Annotated in this window: 23 protein-coding genes and 1 tRNA gene; 7 read left to right on the forward strand and 17 right to left on the reverse strand. The window is 32.5% G+C overall.

The window, feature by feature from the left end:
* Nucleotides 1-138 precede the first annotated feature (138 nt).
* The 9 genes from K4897_RS03895 to K4897_RS03935 all read right to left on the reverse strand — a co-directional run bounded on the left by K4897_RS03895 (nt 139) and on the right by K4897_RS03935 (nt 5232).
* Nucleotides 139-516, reverse strand: a complete 378-nt coding sequence (locus K4897_RS03895) for a hypothetical protein (RefSeq protein ID WP_019264561.1) — start codon at nt 514-516, stop codon at nt 139-141.
* Between the two features lie 28 nt (nt 517-544).
* Nucleotides 545-617, reverse strand: a tRNA-Thr gene (locus tag K4897_RS03900).
* Nucleotides 608-961 (reverse strand): hypothetical protein, encoded by a 354-nt coding sequence (locus K4897_RS03905; protein WP_250416802.1) that lies wholly within the window; start codon nt 959-961, stop codon nt 608-610. The genes K4897_RS03900 and K4897_RS03905 overlap by 10 nt, the downstream gene beginning before the upstream one ends.
* A 126-nt stretch (nt 962-1087) precedes the next feature.
* Nucleotides 1088-1411 carry a NifB/NifX family molybdenum-iron cluster-binding protein gene (locus K4897_RS03910; protein WP_019266482.1) on the reverse strand — a complete coding sequence of 108 codons (324 nt, stop codon included), beginning with the start codon at nt 1409-1411 and terminating at the stop codon, nt 1088-1090.
* Between the two features lies 1 nt (nt 1412).
* Entirely contained in the window at nt 1413-1982 is a 570-nt protein-coding gene (locus K4897_RS03915) for a flavodoxin family protein (RefSeq protein WP_019264563.1), read from the reverse strand.
* A 58-nt stretch (nt 1983-2040) separates the two neighbouring features.
* Nucleotides 2041-2799, reverse strand: a complete 759-nt coding sequence (mtnP, locus tag K4897_RS03920; protein WP_019264564.1) for an S-methyl-5'-thioadenosine phosphorylase — start codon at nt 2797-2799, stop codon at nt 2041-2043.
* Nucleotides 2800-2805: 6 nt separating this feature from the next.
* Nucleotides 2806-4254 (reverse strand): RtcB family protein, encoded by a 1449-nt coding sequence (locus tag K4897_RS03925; protein WP_250416805.1) that lies wholly within the window; start codon nt 4252-4254, stop codon nt 2806-2808.
* Between the two features lie 198 nt (nt 4255-4452).
* Entirely contained in the window at nt 4453-4773 is a 321-nt protein-coding gene (locus K4897_RS03930) for a hypothetical protein (RefSeq protein WP_019264566.1), read from the reverse strand.
* A 36-nt stretch (nt 4774-4809) separates the two neighbouring features.
* The gene (locus K4897_RS03935) at nt 4810-5232 is read right to left on the reverse strand and encodes an archease (RefSeq protein WP_019266486.1); all 423 of its coding nucleotides are present in this window, start codon (nt 5230-5232) and stop codon (nt 4810-4812) included.
* A 92-nt stretch (nt 5233-5324) separates the two neighbouring features.
* Between K4897_RS03935 and K4897_RS03940 the strand changes: the two genes are divergently transcribed.
* On the forward strand, nt 5325-5504 hold the full coding sequence (locus K4897_RS03940; protein WP_250416946.1) for a hypothetical protein: 180 nt from the start codon (nt 5325-5327) through the stop codon (nt 5502-5504).
* 71 nt (nt 5505-5575) lie between these two features.
* A complete protein-coding gene (locus tag K4897_RS03945) occupies nt 5576-5872 on the forward strand; it encodes a zinc ribbon domain-containing protein (protein ID WP_019264569.1) in 297 nt (98 codons plus the stop codon).
* 3 nt (nt 5873-5875) lie between these two features.
* On the opposite strand, the gene K4897_RS03950 is transcribed toward K4897_RS03945, so the two are convergent.
* Genes K4897_RS03950 through K4897_RS03975 form a run of 6 tightly spaced genes read right to left on the reverse strand, consistent with a single transcriptional unit; the run spans nt 5876 to nt 10474 of the window.
* Entirely contained in the window at nt 5876-6994 is a 1119-nt protein-coding gene (locus K4897_RS03950; RefSeq protein ID WP_019264570.1) for an ORC1-type DNA replication protein, read from the reverse strand.
* A 28-nt stretch (nt 6995-7022) separates the two neighbouring features.
* Nucleotides 7023-7742 (reverse strand): 6-hydroxymethylpterin diphosphokinase MptE-like protein, encoded by a 720-nt coding sequence (locus K4897_RS03955; RefSeq protein WP_250416806.1) that lies wholly within the window; start codon nt 7740-7742, stop codon nt 7023-7025.
* Nucleotides 7743-7793: 51 nt separating this feature from the next.
* On the reverse strand, nt 7794-8417 hold the full coding sequence (locus tag K4897_RS03960) for a YitT family protein (protein WP_256468728.1): 624 nt from the start codon (nt 8415-8417) through the stop codon (nt 7794-7796).
* 54 nt (nt 8418-8471) lie between these two features.
* The gene (locus K4897_RS03965) at nt 8472-9125 is read right to left on the reverse strand and encodes a YitT family protein (protein WP_019266489.1); all 654 of its coding nucleotides are present in this window, start codon (nt 9123-9125) and stop codon (nt 8472-8474) included.
* 9 nt (nt 9126-9134) lie between these two features.
* Complete coding sequence (locus K4897_RS03970) at nt 9135-9800, reverse strand: YitT family protein (RefSeq protein WP_371921667.1); 666 nt, start codon at nt 9798-9800, stop codon at nt 9135-9137.
* Nucleotides 9800-10474, reverse strand: coding sequence for a YitT family protein (locus K4897_RS03975; protein ID WP_250416811.1), 675 nt, complete (start codon nt 10472-10474; stop codon nt 9800-9802). Before K4897_RS03975 ends, K4897_RS03970 begins: the two co-directional genes overlap by 1 nt.
* Nucleotides 10475-10586: 112 nt before the next feature.
* On the opposite strand from K4897_RS03975, the gene K4897_RS03980 reads away from it, so the two are divergent.
* The 5 genes from K4897_RS03980 (at nt 10587) to K4897_RS04000 (ending at nt 14316) form a co-directional block, all read left to right on the forward strand.
* A complete protein-coding gene (locus tag K4897_RS03980) occupies nt 10587-11729 on the forward strand; it encodes an alanine--glyoxylate aminotransferase family protein (RefSeq protein ID WP_019264576.1) in 1143 nt (380 codons plus the stop codon).
* Nucleotides 11730-12113: 384 nt separating this feature from the next.
* Nucleotides 12114-12896, forward strand: coding sequence for a hypothetical protein (locus K4897_RS03985; RefSeq protein ID WP_250416813.1), 783 nt, complete (start codon nt 12114-12116; stop codon nt 12894-12896).
* Between the two features lie 126 nt (nt 12897-13022).
* Nucleotides 13023-13436: a GerW family sporulation protein gene (locus K4897_RS03990; RefSeq protein WP_094516252.1), complete on the forward strand. Its 414-nt coding sequence runs from the start codon at nt 13023-13025 to the stop codon at nt 13434-13436.
* Between the two features lie 90 nt (nt 13437-13526).
* Nucleotides 13527-14036: a DUF2953 domain-containing protein gene (locus K4897_RS03995; RefSeq protein ID WP_250416816.1), complete on the forward strand. Its 510-nt coding sequence runs from the start codon at nt 13527-13529 to the stop codon at nt 14034-14036.
* The gene (locus tag K4897_RS04000; RefSeq protein WP_250416819.1) at nt 14026-14316 is read left to right on the forward strand and encodes a hypothetical protein; all 291 of its coding nucleotides are present in this window, start codon (nt 14026-14028) and stop codon (nt 14314-14316) included. The genes K4897_RS03995 and K4897_RS04000 overlap by 11 nt, the downstream gene beginning before the upstream one ends.
* Here the strand turns inward: K4897_RS04000 and K4897_RS04005 are convergent.
* Nucleotides 14309-15847, reverse strand: coding sequence for a thiamine pyrophosphate-binding protein (locus K4897_RS04005; protein ID WP_250416822.1), 1539 nt, complete (start codon nt 15845-15847; stop codon nt 14309-14311). The genes K4897_RS04000 and K4897_RS04005 overlap by 8 nt on opposite strands.
* A 2-nt stretch (nt 15848-15849) precedes the next feature.
* On the reverse strand, nt 15850-16305 hold the full coding sequence (locus tag K4897_RS04010; protein WP_019267770.1) for a deoxyuridine 5'-triphosphate nucleotidohydrolase: 456 nt from the start codon (nt 16303-16305) through the stop codon (nt 15850-15852).
* Between the last annotated feature and the right edge of the window lie 34 nt (nt 16306-16339).

Genomic DNA, 16339 nt, shown 5'->3' on the forward strand with positions numbered 1-16339 from the left:
AACTTATAACATCAGTTATTACAAACTTAAACAAAAAGAATGATTATAATATCATTTTAAAATAGTAAAAACTCATTAAAACAAAATAAAAATATGATTTCATAACACGGGCCTGAAAATAAGGAGCATTAAAACTCCTTATTCCATACTAGGCAAATATTTTTGGTCTGAAGCATAGCTGGATCCAATTAATTTTCCATTAGAAGTATTATACTGTCTAAAACCACCATCAGAATAAGTTACTTCACGATAATAGCTGCCGTCGTCTGCCTGATAATTATATTTTACCACTTCACTTACAACATAAACTCCTGAATCAGATGATGGTTTTGGCTGACTGTTATCATTCGTATTGTTTGCAGTTGTGTTATTAGTTAAATTTTCAGCAGTGCAGTTAGTATATGACATATCGTCTTCATCATCATGGAAATCATCCACGAAAGCAATTGCAAATGCTATAATGCATGCCCCAGCAATAATTGCGCAAATTATTATAATCAAATCCTTAGATTCCATTAAAACAACCTCCAATTAATTTTTTAAAAGCCCATATGGGGAGTCGAACCCCAGACCTATTGATTACGAGTCAATCGTTCTACCATCTGAACTATATAGGCTTAATTATTACATTTGTAATTAAGTAGTATACAAACATTCCGATAAAATAACATAAAACATCCCACCAATCAGAAACACTGCCGGGTCTTAAAAAAATAGCCAGATATTCCCCTAAAAAAGACAGACCTACTGTAATTACAAATAAGTATTTAAAGGACGTTACTTGGGTATTTGACCTGTATAATGAAATGCTGTTTATTAAAGCAAAAAATAAAGGCACAGCTAGTAAATCATTTAGATAATTATTGAAAAACGGAATTCCCAAATTCTTTAAAACCAACTGATTTAAACTATAAATAGCTAATGTGCCAATTACTATCACAATATTTATTTTATTTTTCATATTATCCTAAAATAGAAAATATCACTAGTGCAATAAGCACTCCTAAAATAATAGTACATAATTCTTCCATAATACTAATATTGTGATTATCATATATAAAACTTGTTAAAAAAATAAAAAGAAAAATTAGCTATTCATAAAATTATAGTGATCAATATATCTTTGTAAAACCTCCTCAACAGGACCTTCATCACTAACCAGTTTAATACCTGCATCTTCTGCTTTAATTTTAGATTTGAATCCGTGCTGAGTAGAAATTATAACATCACAGTCATTGCATTTTTGAATAACATCTCCACCCTGATGTTTAGCATTCTTATCAATAGCTACTTTTCTTGTTTCAACAAAATCAAATTTATCATCAACTACATCATAAATAGCTAATGATACTGCTTTTCCCAAATGCAAATCAACAGCATCTCCGTTAGAAGATGCAAGTGCAATTCTCATTTTAATCAACTAATTTTTTAATTATATTGGCAACATTTTGCCCAAATAACTTAATAGTGTCTATTCCTTCACTGTCATCTAAAGCTGTACCTTCAGGACCTGCAAATACCATATTCCAGTAAGTGCTTCCAGCTATTATCATATTGTTAATTGGGAAAAACATTGTCATTTCCTGTAAGGTTAAAGTTTGCCCACCGCGTCTTGCAACAGCAATCGGACCTCCAACCATCCAGTCTAAAAATTTGTCATTTCCTCTTGAAACTTTACCAATCCTTTGAAGAGCAGCCATTATATCTCCTCTTGCAGTTCCAAAGTAAACTGGTGCTGCAGGAATAAATCCGTCAGCATGTCTGATTTTTTCAATGACTTCCTCTAAACCGTCATTTAAAACACAGTTTCCAGTTCCGGCACATCCGTTACATGCAATACAGGACTGTATCTGTTTTCCTCTTAAAGATATGATTTCAGCTTCAACACCATTTTTCTCAATTTCTTCAGCACAAACTTCCAGAACATCCTGAGTGTTGCTGTTAGCTCGTGGACTAGAATTTAATAATATAACTTTTGCCATAACATCAACCTAAATAAAATTTTGTTAATCAAATAATAAATCTTTTGGAAAAAAGAATTTAAACTTCAGCACCGTTTAAAGCATGCTGACATGGACAGTCAAAATCATCATCCAAATGCTTAATAATTTCATAAATTAAAACCATCAAATCTTCCTCTTTAGCTTTAACCATTTCAAATACTTCATCAATAGTTAAATTATCCTGTGAAATTCCAGATGCATAATTTGAAACTATGCAAATTGAGTTATAACAGATTGCCCTTTCACGGGCAAGTGTTACTTCAGGAACTCCAGTCATACCTACCAGATCTCCTCCAAGAAGTTTGAACATTTTAATTTCAGCAGGTGTTTCAAATCTAGGCCCCTGTGTACAGACATATGTTCCTCCAGTAATAACTTCACCGCAATCAGCTATTATATCCCTTAAACGGCTGCAATAAGGTTCAGTTACATCTACATGAACAACATGGTCTTCAAAGTAGGTTTTGTCTCTGTTTTCGGTAAAATCTAAAAAGTCATCAGGAATTACAAATGACCCCGGAGGCATTTCCAGATTCATAGATCCGACAGAATTGGTAGCTATTATCTGTGTAACTCCCACATTCTTAAGTGCATCAATATTAGCTCTGAAATTGATTTTATGTGGAGGAATACTATGTCCTGAAGCATGCCTTGGAATAAAAACTACTGTTTTATTAAATATATCTAAAACAGAAACTTCAACATCCCCATAATCTGTTTTAACTACTTTTTTTTCAACATTATCTGCCTTTTGAGTTATTTCGTAAACTCCACTGCCGCCAATAATTCCAATCATCTTATCTTATCCTTTTGTAACAGCTAATGGTTTTACTTTTGCAACAAGTTTAGCTATTCCTGTACTGTCAGATATTTTAACTACGCTGTCCACATCTTTGTATGCGCCCGGTGCTTCTTCAGCGATTACATTTTCAGTTGTAGCTCTGATTTTAACACCATTTGCAGCTAAATTGTTTTTGATTTCTTCAGGCTTGTAGTCTTTTTTAGCCTGTGATCTTGATAAAACCCTTCCGGCACCATGTGCAGTGGATCCGAATGTTTCTTCCATTGCTGTTTGTGTTCCATGCAATACATAAGATGCTGTTCCCATTGTTCCCGGAATTAACACAGGCTGACCAACTTTCCTGTATTTTTCAGGAATCTCTTCACTTCCCGGTCCAAATGCACGGGTAGCTCCTTTTCTGTGGACTACCAATTTCATGTCATTGCCTTTGAATTTGTGTGTTTCCTGTTTAGCAATGTTGTGAGCTACATCATAAACAATATCCATTCCCATATCTTTAGCTGATTCTCCTAAAATGTCTTCAAAGGTTTCCCTTATCCAATGAGTCATCATTTGTCTGTTTGCCCATGCATAATTGGCTGCTGCATACATAGCTTTCAAATAGTCCTGAGCTTCTTTTGAATCGAATGGTGCACAAGCCAACTGTCTGTCTGCAAGATCAATTTGGTGATTTTTATAAGCTTTATCCATTACTCTCAAATAATCAGAACAGACCTGGTGTCCGCAACCTCTTGAGCCGCTGTGAATCATAATTACAACCATTCCTTTTTCAAGACCATATACACCAGCTACTTCATCATTATAGATTTCATCAACAACCTGAATTTCTAAAAAGTGATTTCCAGAACCTAAAGAACCTAATTGAGGTATTCCTCTTCTTTTAGCTTTGTCACTGACCTTAGTTGAGTCAGCTTCTTTGATTCTTCCGTTTTCTTCTAAAACTTCAAGATCTTCTTCCCATCCATAGCCATTTTCTACAGCCCACTCTGCTCCAAAATTTAAAACATCATCTATTTCATTTTCTTTAAGCTTGATTTTTCCTTTGCTTCCTACACCAGACGGAATATTTTTAAACAATGCTTCAATTAATTCATCAAGTTTGTCTTCAATGTCAGATTGTTTAAGATTGGTTTTTATTAACCTGACTCCACAGTTAATATCAAAACCTACTCCTCCAGGAGATACAATTCCGTTTTTTTCACTGAATGCTGCTACACCACCTATTGGAAATCCATATCCAAAATGAATATCAGGCAAGCCTATTGCATATCTGTGAACACCTGGAAGACATGCAATGTTTACAATCTGATCAATAGCTCCATCTTCTAAAGCTTCAAAACTTTCATCATCAAGATACAATCTTCCAGAAGCCCTCATTTTTTTATTAACACTTCCTGGAACCTCATAGACGTTATCTCTAACTTTTTTAATTTTATCTTTAATACCCATAAAAATCACAAACTATTTTATAATATTTATTAAAAGGATAATAAATAATTTTTTGGTAAAAAACAGAATAAATTAATACAAATCCCCGCTATTTTTTGCAGCTGGGAAAAAAACAAGTTAAATGAGGATATAAACCTCATTAATAAATTGAGAAAAATAAAATCCATTAAAGACTTAAAAAAAGTACTTTAAAAAATTTTATTTTCTAAATAATGCAGACATTCCTGCAACCAACAATAATACTGCTCCAAGAACACCAAAGAAAGTGGATCCTAATAAAACCAATATTGCAGAAACAATAAATAAGAATCCGCCAACGTCACTATCTTTAAATACATGAATAGATGCAAAAATACCTAAAAATGATCCGATAGTGGCTATAAGTCCTAAAAAGGAGGTTGCTCCAAATCCAAAACTTCCAATCAATAAGATAAATGAACTAGAAACTAAACTTATAAGTGCCCCTAAGCCTCCTACAATTAGTTCAAATATTCTTGAAACTGATTTTCTTCTTTGCATATTTAATTATTTAAATATAATTTATTATATATGTTTTCATAAATCCACAATTGCTGAAAGTTTTACAATATCTTTTTCAATAATATTCATTTTGTGAAATGTTATAGCTTTAACTTCATCACCGCGATAATGTTTATCCCAATTAATCCCTTCACCTTCAATTGTTGCATTTAAGTGATATCCGTCATCTGTTTTATTAATCGTGACTTTAAATTGTGAAAATAACATGAATTCTATTTCATGCAAAAATAAAAGTTCCTCTAAAAAATCATACAATAAAGAAACTTTGTCTTCTGAAGTTATTTCAAATGATTTGGAAGTTATGGGTTCTATATATTCTGTTTTAGAAATTATATTAAATAATGCCAATCCTGCATTTTCAAAAGCCTCGTTTAAGTTGTTTCCATAAGCATAAAATCCTATATCTGCAGTTACATCAAAAAATTCAAATTTTTTCATAGTTTCTTCCTAAAATATTACTTTTCAAATGGGGTGTCTCTCTTTCTTTATATTACACTTTCAAACAATATTAATTTAGCGATGTGATAGAAATGTTGAAAAATTCAGATACTACAATAAAAGCTGATTTAAGAAAGAAAAGTTCTATAATAGATGAAATAGAATATAGTAACTATGATATTCAAGCTTGCATGGTGATACTTGTTATAATGATAGTATTGCTTTTATCAATAATCTCTGTTGTAACTGCGCAAAATCCCAATTTAGTATAATTGGTTTTTTCTAATTATATGCTACCAAACCCTTGGCGCAGAAAAAGCATTAGATTAAAACAGGTTGACCCATGCAAAAATCTAATGTTATAAGGATGATTAATATGGAATTTGATTCAAATATGAAATTCTGTCAGTCCTGTGCAATGCCAATGACTGAAGAATTATATGGCAGCAACAAAGATGGCAGTAAAAACGAAGATTACTGTATTTACTGCTATGAAAATGGTGAATTTACAGCAGATATATCTATGGAAGAAATGATTGATTTTTGTGTTCCAAAAACTGTCGAAAATACAGACATGGATGAAAAAACAGTTAGAAAAATGTTAAATGAAACATTTCCACAACTTAAAAGATGGAAATGAATTTCATAATTTAAAATCACAAGGGTTAAAACGTAAAATAATTTCTCTGGAATTTCCTCTTGACCCTTTTCCTGTGAATTTTGTGTCAACTAATCTTAAAAACTCCAATTTTTCAAGGGTTCTGTTAAAGGTAGCATAACTTACATTTTCTTTTTCTTTAAACAGTTCCGATAACTCTCCGGCTGTAAAAATCTTATCTGAATCTGAAATTATTTTTAATAATGCCTTTTCAGTATCATTTAATGATTTTAAAGTTTCTGAGATTTGTACTGAAACTAAAGAATCAACTGCTTTTTGGAAATGTTCCTCTGTAATTTCTCTAGATGCTTCAGCTTCAGCAATATTGCCGCAAGACCTTAAAAGATTAATGCCTACTCTTAAGTCTCCGACATCATAAGTATGCATAGCTACCAATTCAAGGATTTCATCACCCATTACACCGGGAAAAAAACCTGCATTTACCCTGTCTTTTAAGATATCTTCAATTTCTGAATAATTATATGGCTGAAATGTAATGTCCTGAGGTATAAAAACAGTATTTACATTTTTATCAAAGGCATACCTGAATTCCAGATCAGACAATATTGCAAAAATTCCAGTTTTAACACCAGGATATTCTTCATATGCTCTTAACAAATCATAAAATACTTTATTGGCGGCCTTACTTTGGAATAAATAATTAACATCATCCAATGCAACGATTAATGCTTTTTTATCTGATTGAAGTTTATGCATGATTTGGTCATAAATTCTTGAAAATGGAACTCCTGTTTCCGGAGGAATATGGCCAAATAGCTTTTTATAAATTTGTGAAAATATTCCAAAACGTGTTGTATGAAGCTGACAGTTTATATAAACACAAGTGACTTTTTCTGTGCTTTTTTCAACTAATTCAAATACTTTTCTAATAGCTGTTGTTTTTCCAGTTGCACATGAACCTAAAACAACAGAATTTGATGGCTGTCCCCCACTTATAGCAGGTCTTATTGCCATTGCCATAGCTTCCATTTGCCTATCCCTATAATTATAATTCGGAGGCACATAATCCGGATCAAAAGCATTTATATTTTGAAAAAGACTTTCATCATGCATTAAAATATCTTCAATTCCCATACTTATCATTTATATTTAAACTATTATAAAAAAATTATTATGACTTTAAATTAATAATTTTAACATCTTCATTATCGTCAATCCACTTTGTAAACAATTCTGCATACTCCAATTTTTTTGTTTTAATTTTATCTGCTTTAGCAGTATCTTCTGCAATATTTGGTCTTGAGTATTTAGTTACAACATTTCCAAAATCCATTCCAGCCAATATCAATTCAGTGGCTCCAAGTGCAACAGCCAAAAACATTGCTCTATCTCCGTCTGTAAATCCCCCAAAATTATAGAGATTTCCATGTGCCTGAGCTTGTGTTGTTCCTAAAACATTGTCAAAAAATGGAGTGTATTTTAAAATTGCTTCCAGATTATTTCCATGACCGTGAATAACTAAATTTGCACCATATGCATTTGCATATAAAATATCATCTATTTTCCCATCCAGATCAGTGGCTATTATATCAGGAACTATTTTTTCTTCAGTTAAAGCTGTTGTTGCTCCGTCTGCAGCTACTAAAACATAATCAAACAAATCATATTCCGTTTTTATTTTTTTAATATGGTCTTTTAAAGATGGTCCTGCTCCAAATATTATGAATTTAGTGGAAAAATCTACTTTTTCATATAAATCTTCCAGTGTTAAGCAGCCCTGTTCAAAAAGAAGGTCATCCAATACCTGAGCAGTTTTTTCATCATCTTCTCTTTTAAATCCGAAATCTTCCAATATTTTTTTATAATAATTTTCCCAAAGGCCAAAATTCATTGAAATCACCTTTTATATATTGTTAATTTAGTTGCAGATTATTAATATTCTTTATTCTTTATTAACAACCCTAATGTCCTTACCTGTAAAATACTTATACAAATCATGGAACTGCCTTACAACAAAACCAGTACATGCTGCTGAGATTACTGTACCTATACTTACACTTCCCAAGACATCACCTAAAAATATCCAGCATAAAATAACTGTTATTATCACCATTGATGAATCAATACATATTTTAACTGATGAAAATTTCTTATCAGCAGCTATAGCTATTGCTTCTATAAGACCTTCTCCAGGAAGCGGTGCAATATTTGCAGGCATCATTATTAAAATTCCGACAGCTATAAGAATTATGCTTAAAGCCAGCATCAGAAACTTCCCCATTAGTGAAAGATTCTGAATCGGTGCCAGTACCCACAATGAAAAATCAACAAAATATCCGAATAAAAAAGCACTGACTAATTGAAGAAGTCTTTTCGGATGATATCTCTCTTTCAAAATTGGTTTTTGTATAAAAATAACTACCAGATAAAATAAAACTGATGACAAACCTACATCGATATTTGTAATTAAAGCTATTGCATAGGGAATGGAGTTAATTGGAGTAACACCCAATTCAGATTTGATTGAAACTCCTACAGCAAAAGACAGTATGCATACTCCGATTATATAATATATTATTCTTTTAATTAACTCATTTGTAATTTTAATTCTTTCATGCTCCTAATTTTCTTTATTAACTACTGTAATTGACTTTCCTGTTATTTTTTCATACAATTCTGTGAGATATCTTATAATAATTCCTATGAATATTGCTGCAAGAATTGTACCTACATTTACACTTCCAAGAATATCTGATGTAAAGAGTCCGCAAATGATTAAAGATAATACAACCATTGATGTATCAAAACATACTTTGACTTTGGAAAATCGTTTATCATAAGCCAGAGATACAGCTTCCACAACTCCCTCACCTGGAAGCGGTGCAATGTTTGCAGGCATGTATATTAAAATACCGGCAGCTATTAAAAACATACTTACAATCAGCAGTGTAAAGTTAACATCCAAAGGCAGGTCCGGCATCGGAGATAAAATCCACAGTGAAAGATCTGTAAAATACCCGAACATAAATGCATTAATCAACTGCAAAAGCCTTTTCGGATTGAATCTCTTTTTTAAAATTGGTATTTGGAGAAATACTAAAAGGACATTGAAAATTACTGTTGTAATTCCAATATTTACACCTGAAGCCAGTGTCAAAGAGTATGGAATTGAGCTGATTGGCGTAACTCCCAAACCAGACTTTATTGAAAGACCCACACCAAGTGACATTACAAATAATCCACCAACAAATAATATAATTCTTTTAATCCACATTAAAACACCTCACATTTGTTTTAAATCAACTTCACGACCTGTTATTTTTTTAAATCCTTTAACAATATATTCCAACACTGTTCCAACTAAAAATGCTGCTACAATTGTTCCTATCCCAACACTAGCCAAAGGATTTCCAATAAATATCCAGCACATCACTACAGAAATAATTACCATTGCAGCATCAAATCCTACTTTAACCTTTGGAAAAGGCAAATCATATGTAATAGCTATTGCCTGCATTACACCTTCACCTGCAAGCTGAACAATATGAGGCGGAAGGTATAAAAATATTCCAAATGCCAGAACCACAATACTGATTCCCAGAAATATAAAGTCTCCAATAAGACCTGGAGGTTTCGGTACAAATGAAACCAGATACACTGCCAAAGTTGTAAAATATCCGAAAAGAACCCCTGCAACAACCTGCAGCAGTATTTTAGCTTTAAAATTCTCTCTTAGAATTAAAAACTGCAGTATTACAAGAGCAATGTGAAACAGTATAGTTGCAAATCCTACTTCTATTGCCCATACATGCATCATGGAATAGGGAATTGAGCTAACTGGAGAAGAGCCCAAATCAGACCTGAATGAAAATGCAATACCTGCAGTCATTACAAAAAGTCCCAGGACATATAATGAAATCCTTTTAATCATATTTCCGTTCATAATCATCACATCTGTTTAAAATCCACTACTTCTCCGGTCAAATAGCTGTTAAGTTTATGAATGTATTTTAATACAATTCCAACAAAAACAGCTGAAAGAATTGTTCCAATACCTATACTGCCCCCAATTACTCCCAAAAATACAAAACACAATATTAAAGAAATAACAAGCAGGCCAACATCATAAACAACCTTGGTTTTTGAGAAAGGCTTGTTAAATGCAATAGCTAATGCCTGTGTTACCCCGTCAACAGATACCGGAATAATGTTTGCAGGAACATAGAAAAACAATCCCAAAGCTACACTGAATATGCTTAAACATGTCAGCAGCAGTTCAAATAGAATACTGGCTGAATCAGGAATAAAACCCATTAATCCAACTGAAAAACTTGTGAAATATCCGAACAATATTCCAACAAAGACCTGCAGGAAGTGTTTAACTTTAAAGTCCTTTCTTAACAATACCAATTCTATTAAAACTAAAATTGCATGAAATATAATTGTAGCCTGACCTATTTCAATTCCCCAAATCAAATTTAAAGTGTATGGAACTGAACTGACAGGTGTTGCTCCTAAATTAGATTTTATTGAAAAACCTATCCCCAGAGTTATAAACCACAATCCCAGAAGATAGTTAAATACTCTTTTAAATGTTAATCTGTCATTTCCAAAAAAATCCATACTATACTATATGTACTACACAATATTTAAAAACTATAAAAATAAGACATTTATATAGCTTTATCATAAGCTAAATCATAAAATTTATTTTTACATACGGAGGAAATTTTAAATGGATGAAATTTTATTAATGCTTCCAGGTCCAACAACAGTACACCCAAGAGTACTTAATGCTATGTCTCAAGCTGTTGTAAATCATAGAGGAGCTAAATATGGAGAAATCTTAACTGAAACCAGCGAATTAATGTCTGATGTTTTCCAAACCTCTAACCAATCCTATTTATTAACCGGGTCTGGAACTGCAGCAATGGAAGCAGCTATAAGTAATGTAGTAAATTCCGGAGAAAAAGTCTTAAATGTTGTAGGAGGAAAATTCGGAGAACGTTTCATGAAAATAGCTAATGCTCATGGAATTACCACCGAAGAATTAGCAGTAGAATGGGGAACTGCAGTAACTCCTGAAGCTATTAAAGCTGCTCTTGATGCTGATGAAGATATTAAAGCTGTATCTGTTGTTCATAATGAAACTTCAACTGGTGTAGCAGCACCTATTGAAGCAATCGGTAAAGTAATGAAAGATTACGACGCCCTCTACATTGTAGATACTGTATCTTCCCTTGGAGGAGACTATGTTGATGTAGACAAATTCGGAATAGATGTATGTATTACCGGATCCCAAAAATGTATTGCAGCACCACCTGGAATGGCTGCTATTACATTAAGTGATGATGCTTGGGCTGCTGCAGATAAAGTAGACTCCCATACTTTCTACTTAGATATGCAAGCTGCTAAAAAAAGTGGAGACAAAAATCCACCTCAAACTCCATACACTCCTTCTGTATCTCTAACTTATGCTATGAACGAAGCATTAAAAATGGTTATGGAAGAAGGATTAGAAAACAGAGTTGCACGTCACCACAAAGCTGCTAAAGCTAGTGTAGCTGCTGTAAAAGCATTAGGTTTAGAATTATTCGCAGATGAAAAAGTATCCTCAGCTACTGTAACTGCAGTTAAAATGCCTGAAGGCATAACTGATGCAGACTTCAGAGGAACTGTCCGTGACAAATACGGAGTAGAATTAGCTGGTGGACAAGACCACTTAAAAGGAAACATATTCAGAATAGGACATATGGGAAACATTTCCTACAAAGAATTAGTACAAACCTTTGCAGCTATCGGAATGACTTTAAAAGGTCTCGGTGCAATTGAAGATGCAGGTGCTGGAGTAGCATCCATTACAGAATCATACTTATGATTCTTCTTTTTTTCTTTTTTTAAATTTGATATTATATCAAATCCTTATTTTTAGAGTTGCATATCATCAAAATATAACTGCTTCACTTTTCAACAGCTATGAAAATTTTATCGACTATACTCGATAAATTTTAAAAAATAGCAGAAATTTCTTTTATACTCGATAAAAATCAAGATTTCAAAATTACATTAAAATCATTATTTTATTGATTTAAGAATGTAAAATTGTTTTTAGAAAAAACTGACCAATTTATAAACTATAAAAACCAATGAGATATTGGATATCCAATAAAAACAACAGGGGGTTTTAATCATCAACTATCACATACTGGACATAACATTAAAAGAAATAGCAAATACCTCAATAAATGAACTGTTAGAATTTATGAACATCGATTATGAAATTGTAGAATCAGCCAAAACAGAATTCAGCGAATTAAAAAATAAAAGATATCATCTGGACTACGTAGGTAAAACAAAAGACAAAATTTATATTCATATAGAATTTCAAGCAAGATTTCCAACAAAAAAGGAATTGCAAAGAATCTTCGCTTATGTCGCATTACTACATGAATACACCGGCTGTTTTGTTGAAACCTACATCATTTGTGTTCAAGCAATACCGAACGACCAGATTATCCATCAGTACAGTAAAGACAATGTTTTTAAAATTAACATCATGTCCTTAAAAAACATTGACGGAAATAAAAAAATAAATAGTATAAGTAAAAAAATAGAAAACAACGAAAAACTAACACCAACAGAAATACTTGCTTTGAAATTAATGCCGTTTACAAGCTATAAGGAAACAACAGAAGAAATAACATTGAAAACTGCTCAATTAACCAATAAAATAACAACATTAACCATAGACGAACTTAACAACATCAAGTACATTCAACAGGCAGTATGTTCCAAAGTAATAAAAAAAGAACACCAACAACCAATAATGGAGGAAATAAAAATGAGAAACACACTATACGACCAAGCCAGAAAAGAAGGAATAAAAGAAGGAATAAAAGAAGGAATAAAAGAAGGAATAAAAGAAGGAATAAAAGAAGGAATAAAAGAAGGCAAAACAGAAATAACAAACGAAATAACAACACTAATTCAAAAAGGAAAACTGCCTAAAGACACTTTAGACAAAATAACTTCCCTAAAAACATAAAAATGATTCATAAAATAGGCTTGATAATAGCTAAATTATTAAGCCTGAAATTTTTTTAAATAAACAAAATATTTAATATTTGATAGCTAATATTATAATTAACTAAAAAAATGGATGTGTCAAAATATGGCTGAAAATATTAAAACAAGTGTAGAAGAATTACGTAAACTTATCAGTATTGAAAATGTTGTTGGAAAACCTATTGATGCAGGAGACCAATTTTTAATTCCGGTAATGAGAATGGGAGTAGGTTTTGGAGCCTGTGAAAACATACTGGGCAATGATGGAAATGATACTGTAGGTGCCGGTGCTGGTGTTGAACCTGTTTCCATGGTAATTATTCCAAAAAATGCTAAAAGCGGAGAAGGAGTTAAAGTTGTTAACTTAACTAAAGGAACTGAAACCAACAAAGCATTGTCTGATTTAGGACTGATTGTGTCTGACCTTGTTAAAAATTATTTTTCACAATCTTCAGACGACTACGATGAATCAGAATATATTGAACCTGAGTTTACAACTACCGAAGAAGAAGACCAATAAATTTTTTAAAAAAGGGATATTTTGAATACCATATACATCCTAGGAATGATTTTACTCTTAATCATTCTAATCATTATTATTTTTTTATATATGGGTCTTAGAATATCACTTAGCTTTGAAAAAACTGGAAGCAAGCTTTCAGCTATTGTTAAAATAAATATTTTTAAAAAAATAACTGTTTATAATTCTTCAAAAGAAAAAGAATCCGAAGAAGAAGCAGACGAGAAAAAAGGGTCTAAAAATTTAATGAACCCCCTTAAAAATGCTCTGCCTTACATTACAGATTTTTTAAAAAAAACCGCAAAATCCATTAAAGTTACAAAATTAGAAAATCATCTTAAATTTGGACTGGCCAGCTATGCAGATACTGCACAATATATTGGATATATCTGGGCAATTAACGGATTTATTAAAACATTATATCCTGTTTCTAAAGTAAGTGCCGAACCTGTTTTTGGAGATCCTGTAATTGATTTTAAAGGATGCTTAGATGTTGATATTAATCTTTTAAAGCTGATTTTGCCTGTTGTCAGTTTAATTTCCAAAAAAGAAATCAGGATTTTGATTAAGGCTTTTAGAGGTGATAAAAATGAAAGATGATTTTTCAGGATTTGCAAAACACCAAAAGGAAAAGCTTGACAAATACTTCAAAAAGGATGAAGAGCTAACCTTTAAAAAAATAGCTGTTGGAGAGGATAACTTTTATTTTATCTATAAATCAAAAGCAGTTATCTTAAAAGATAAAATAGCCAGTTATGAACTGATACCCCTCGGATTTATCCACAACACAGATGATGAATACTATTACTATTCATTTGACGGCAACTGCCAGGGGTATGAAGATATTGTAAAAAAATTTGTTGAAGAATGCCTTATTTAGGAAGAGGAATATCTTCAAACCTTACAGCAACATCCATAATGTCATAATCCTCTGCATCCTGGAAATCTTCAAGCTTTTCTACTCTTTTTGCTTTTAATCCGTATGCTTCAGCTACTTTTACAAAGTCAGGATTTTTTAAATCTGTCTGATAGGGTTCCATACCATATTTATTAACTTCATGCTGTCTTATAATGCCATATTGTGAGTTGTTTATTATGAAAATTAAAATATTCAAACCATACTCTTTTATTGTAGCCAACTCCTGAATATTCATCTGGAAATCTCCGTCTCCGTTGATTACAATTATTTTTTTATCAGGATTTGCAACTGCTGCTCCAATAGCTCCAGGAATTCCGTAACCCATTGGTCCAAGTGCTGACTGGAACAGCAGCTGGCCAAAGTCAGAGGATTTTTTAAGCAGTGTTACCCATGTAATATGACTTCCGGCATCACCGATTACAATATTATCCATATATTGCTTTAAAATTTCATTAATAGCTACCTGCGGTCTTAACGGAAGTGTTTTATCTCCCAATCCTTCAACAGCTATTTTATTGTCAATTTCCAATATTTCATCTAACCAGTCTGCTTTTTTAAAGTCAGCTTCACATAAAAAGTCTTCAACACTTCCCTGAATCGGATAATCTCCTTTAAGATGCTTTTTATTAATATTTACATGAATTAATCTGTCTTCAATTTCTTCCAATGATGTAAATGTTCTTTCAGAAGCTCTTGCACCTAAAGCTATGATACAGTCCGAATTTTTTAGAGCATAATCTGCTCTGGGAGTTCCTCTTGAACCTATCATTCCCAGATTTAAAGGATTGTTTTCATCTATGATTCCTTTTGAATTAAAGGTAGTTGTTACCGGAATTCCATTACTTTCAGCTATCAGTTTTAAAACTTCCCTTTGTGATATTGCTCCTGAACCCAATACAAAGAGAGGTTTTTTAGATTTGTTTATTAATTCCTGAGCTTTTTTAACATTTGACAGGTCATTTTCACACAAATAACATAAATCAAAGTCCTGAAAGTCCTCGCTTAACAGAACATCACTTGACAAATTTATATGAACAGGACCTTTGGGATCGTGTTTAATTTTATAAATAGCTGCCCTTAGTGCATATACTGCTTCAGTTCCGTTTAAGGGATTGAATGATTCATCAACAATATTTCTAAAAATTTCTGATGTCGGAAGTGACTGGAAAACATCCTCATTTCTCAAATCAGTGGGATTGTCTCCTGTTAAAACCAGAAGAGGCACATTGTCTTTGTATGCTCCGGCCAGAGCCATTGTAAAATTAAGTGCTCCCGGTGCTGCAGTAGCTACACATGCACTTAATTTATGAGATGATTTGTAATATGCATCTGCTGCATGCATAGCTGCCTGTTCATGCCTTACCAGAACATGATTTATTTTGGAATCTTTGAGAGCTTTATAAAACGGCAATATCTGTTCTCCGGGAAGTCCGAAAATATTTTCCAGACCTTCCTCTTCAAGGATTTTAACTAAATAAGCAGCTACATTCATTATTATTCCTCTTCCTGATAAGATCCGCTGTATTGGCCGGAGCCTTCAACTTCAAAAACAACTCCCTGAGCTATTCTGTCTCCTTTTTTGATTTTATATTCATAATCTCCGTGATTATAAATCATGAACATTAAAGTTCCGAAAAAACCGGGATCTCCAACAGCTGTCTGAACTGAGACAAAAGACCTCAGTAATGTGGATCTCGGCAAGTATAACATAGAGTATCCTTTCGGAATTTTGATTTTCCTGTCAATTGAAGCAAGATAAGCGGTGTGGGGTTTTAAAGTGTAAACAGGGCCTTCCAATTCTTTAATTTCAGGAAGATTTTTTTCATTGTCAATCAGGGAACCTTCACTTTCCTGAGTATAAATTTTATCTAAAGCCAAATCAATTCCTGAAGGCTGAACCAAATCTTTAAAATCCGGAAACAGTTTAACAAGTTCATTTTCACCAAGCATAATAATCACTTAATAGATAGTTTATTATATCTGA

Origin of the sequence: Methanobrevibacter sp. TLL-48-HuF1, assembly GCF_023617305.1 — an archaeon.
Classification (GTDB): Archaea; Methanobacteriota; Methanobacteria; order Methanobacteriales; family Methanobacteriaceae; genus Methanocatella; species Methanocatella intestini.

Coding starts and splice junctions, on each gene's coding strand:
- K4897_RS03895 (WP_019264561.1), bottom strand. CDS start 516: ATGGAATCTAAGGATTTGATTATAATAATTTGCGCAATTATTGCTGGG.
- K4897_RS03905 (WP_250416802.1), bottom strand. CDS start 961: ATGAAAAATAAAATAAATATTGTGATAGTAATTGGCACATTAGCTATT.
- K4897_RS03910 (WP_019266482.1), bottom strand. CDS start 1,411: ATGAGAATTGCACTTGCATCTTCTAACGGAGATGCTGTTGATTTGCAT.
- K4897_RS03915 (WP_019264563.1), bottom strand. CDS start 1,982: ATGGCAAAAGTTATATTATTAAATTCTAGTCCACGAGCTAACAGCAAC.
- mtnP (WP_019264564.1), bottom strand. CDS start 2,799: ATGATTGGAATTATTGGCGGCAGTGGAGTTTACGAAATAACTCAAAAG.
- K4897_RS03925 (WP_250416805.1), bottom strand. CDS start 4,254: ATGGGTATTAAAGATAAAATTAAAAAAGTTAGAGATAACGTCTATGAG.
- K4897_RS03930 (WP_019264566.1), bottom strand. CDS start 4,773: ATGCAAAGAAGAAAATCAGTTTCAAGAATATTTGAACTAATTGTAGGA.
- K4897_RS03935 (WP_019266486.1), bottom strand. CDS start 5,232: ATGAAAAAATTTGAATTTTTTGATGTAACTGCAGATATAGGATTTTAT.
- K4897_RS03940 (WP_250416946.1), top strand. CDS start 5,325: ATGTTGAAAAATTCAGATACTACAATAAAAGCTGATTTAAGAAAGAAA.
- K4897_RS03945 (WP_019264569.1), top strand. CDS start 5,576: ATGCAAAAATCTAATGTTATAAGGATGATTAATATGGAATTTGATTCA.
- K4897_RS03950 (WP_019264570.1), bottom strand. CDS start 6,994: ATGATAAGTATGGGAATTGAAGATATTTTAATGCATGATGAAAGTCTT.
- K4897_RS03955 (WP_250416806.1), bottom strand. CDS start 7,742: ATGAATTTTGGCCTTTGGGAAAATTATTATAAAAAAATATTGGAAGAT.
- K4897_RS03965 (WP_019266489.1), bottom strand. CDS start 9,125: ATGTGGATTAAAAGAATTATATTATTTGTTGGTGGATTATTTGTAATG.
- K4897_RS03970 (WP_371921667.1), bottom strand. CDS start 9,800: ATGATTATGAACGGAAATATGATTAAAAGGATTTCATTATATGTCCTG.
- K4897_RS03975 (WP_250416811.1), bottom strand. CDS start 10,474: ATGGATTTTTTTGGAAATGACAGATTAACATTTAAAAGAGTATTTAAC.
- K4897_RS03980 (WP_019264576.1), top strand. CDS start 10,587: ATGGATGAAATTTTATTAATGCTTCCAGGTCCAACAACAGTACACCCA.
- K4897_RS03985 (WP_250416813.1), top strand. CDS start 12,114: ATGAACATCGATTATGAAATTGTAGAATCAGCCAAAACAGAATTCAGC.
- K4897_RS03990 (WP_094516252.1), top strand. CDS start 13,023: ATGGCTGAAAATATTAAAACAAGTGTAGAAGAATTACGTAAACTTATC.
- K4897_RS03995 (WP_250416816.1), top strand. CDS start 13,527: ATGGGTCTTAGAATATCACTTAGCTTTGAAAAAACTGGAAGCAAGCTT.
- K4897_RS04000 (WP_250416819.1), top strand. CDS start 14,026: ATGAAAGATGATTTTTCAGGATTTGCAAAACACCAAAAGGAAAAGCTT.
- K4897_RS04005 (WP_250416822.1), bottom strand. CDS start 15,847: ATGAATGTAGCTGCTTATTTAGTTAAAATCCTTGAAGAGGAAGGTCTG.
- K4897_RS04010 (WP_019267770.1), bottom strand. CDS start 16,305: ATGCTTGGTGAAAATGAACTTGTTAAACTGTTTCCGGATTTTAAAGAT.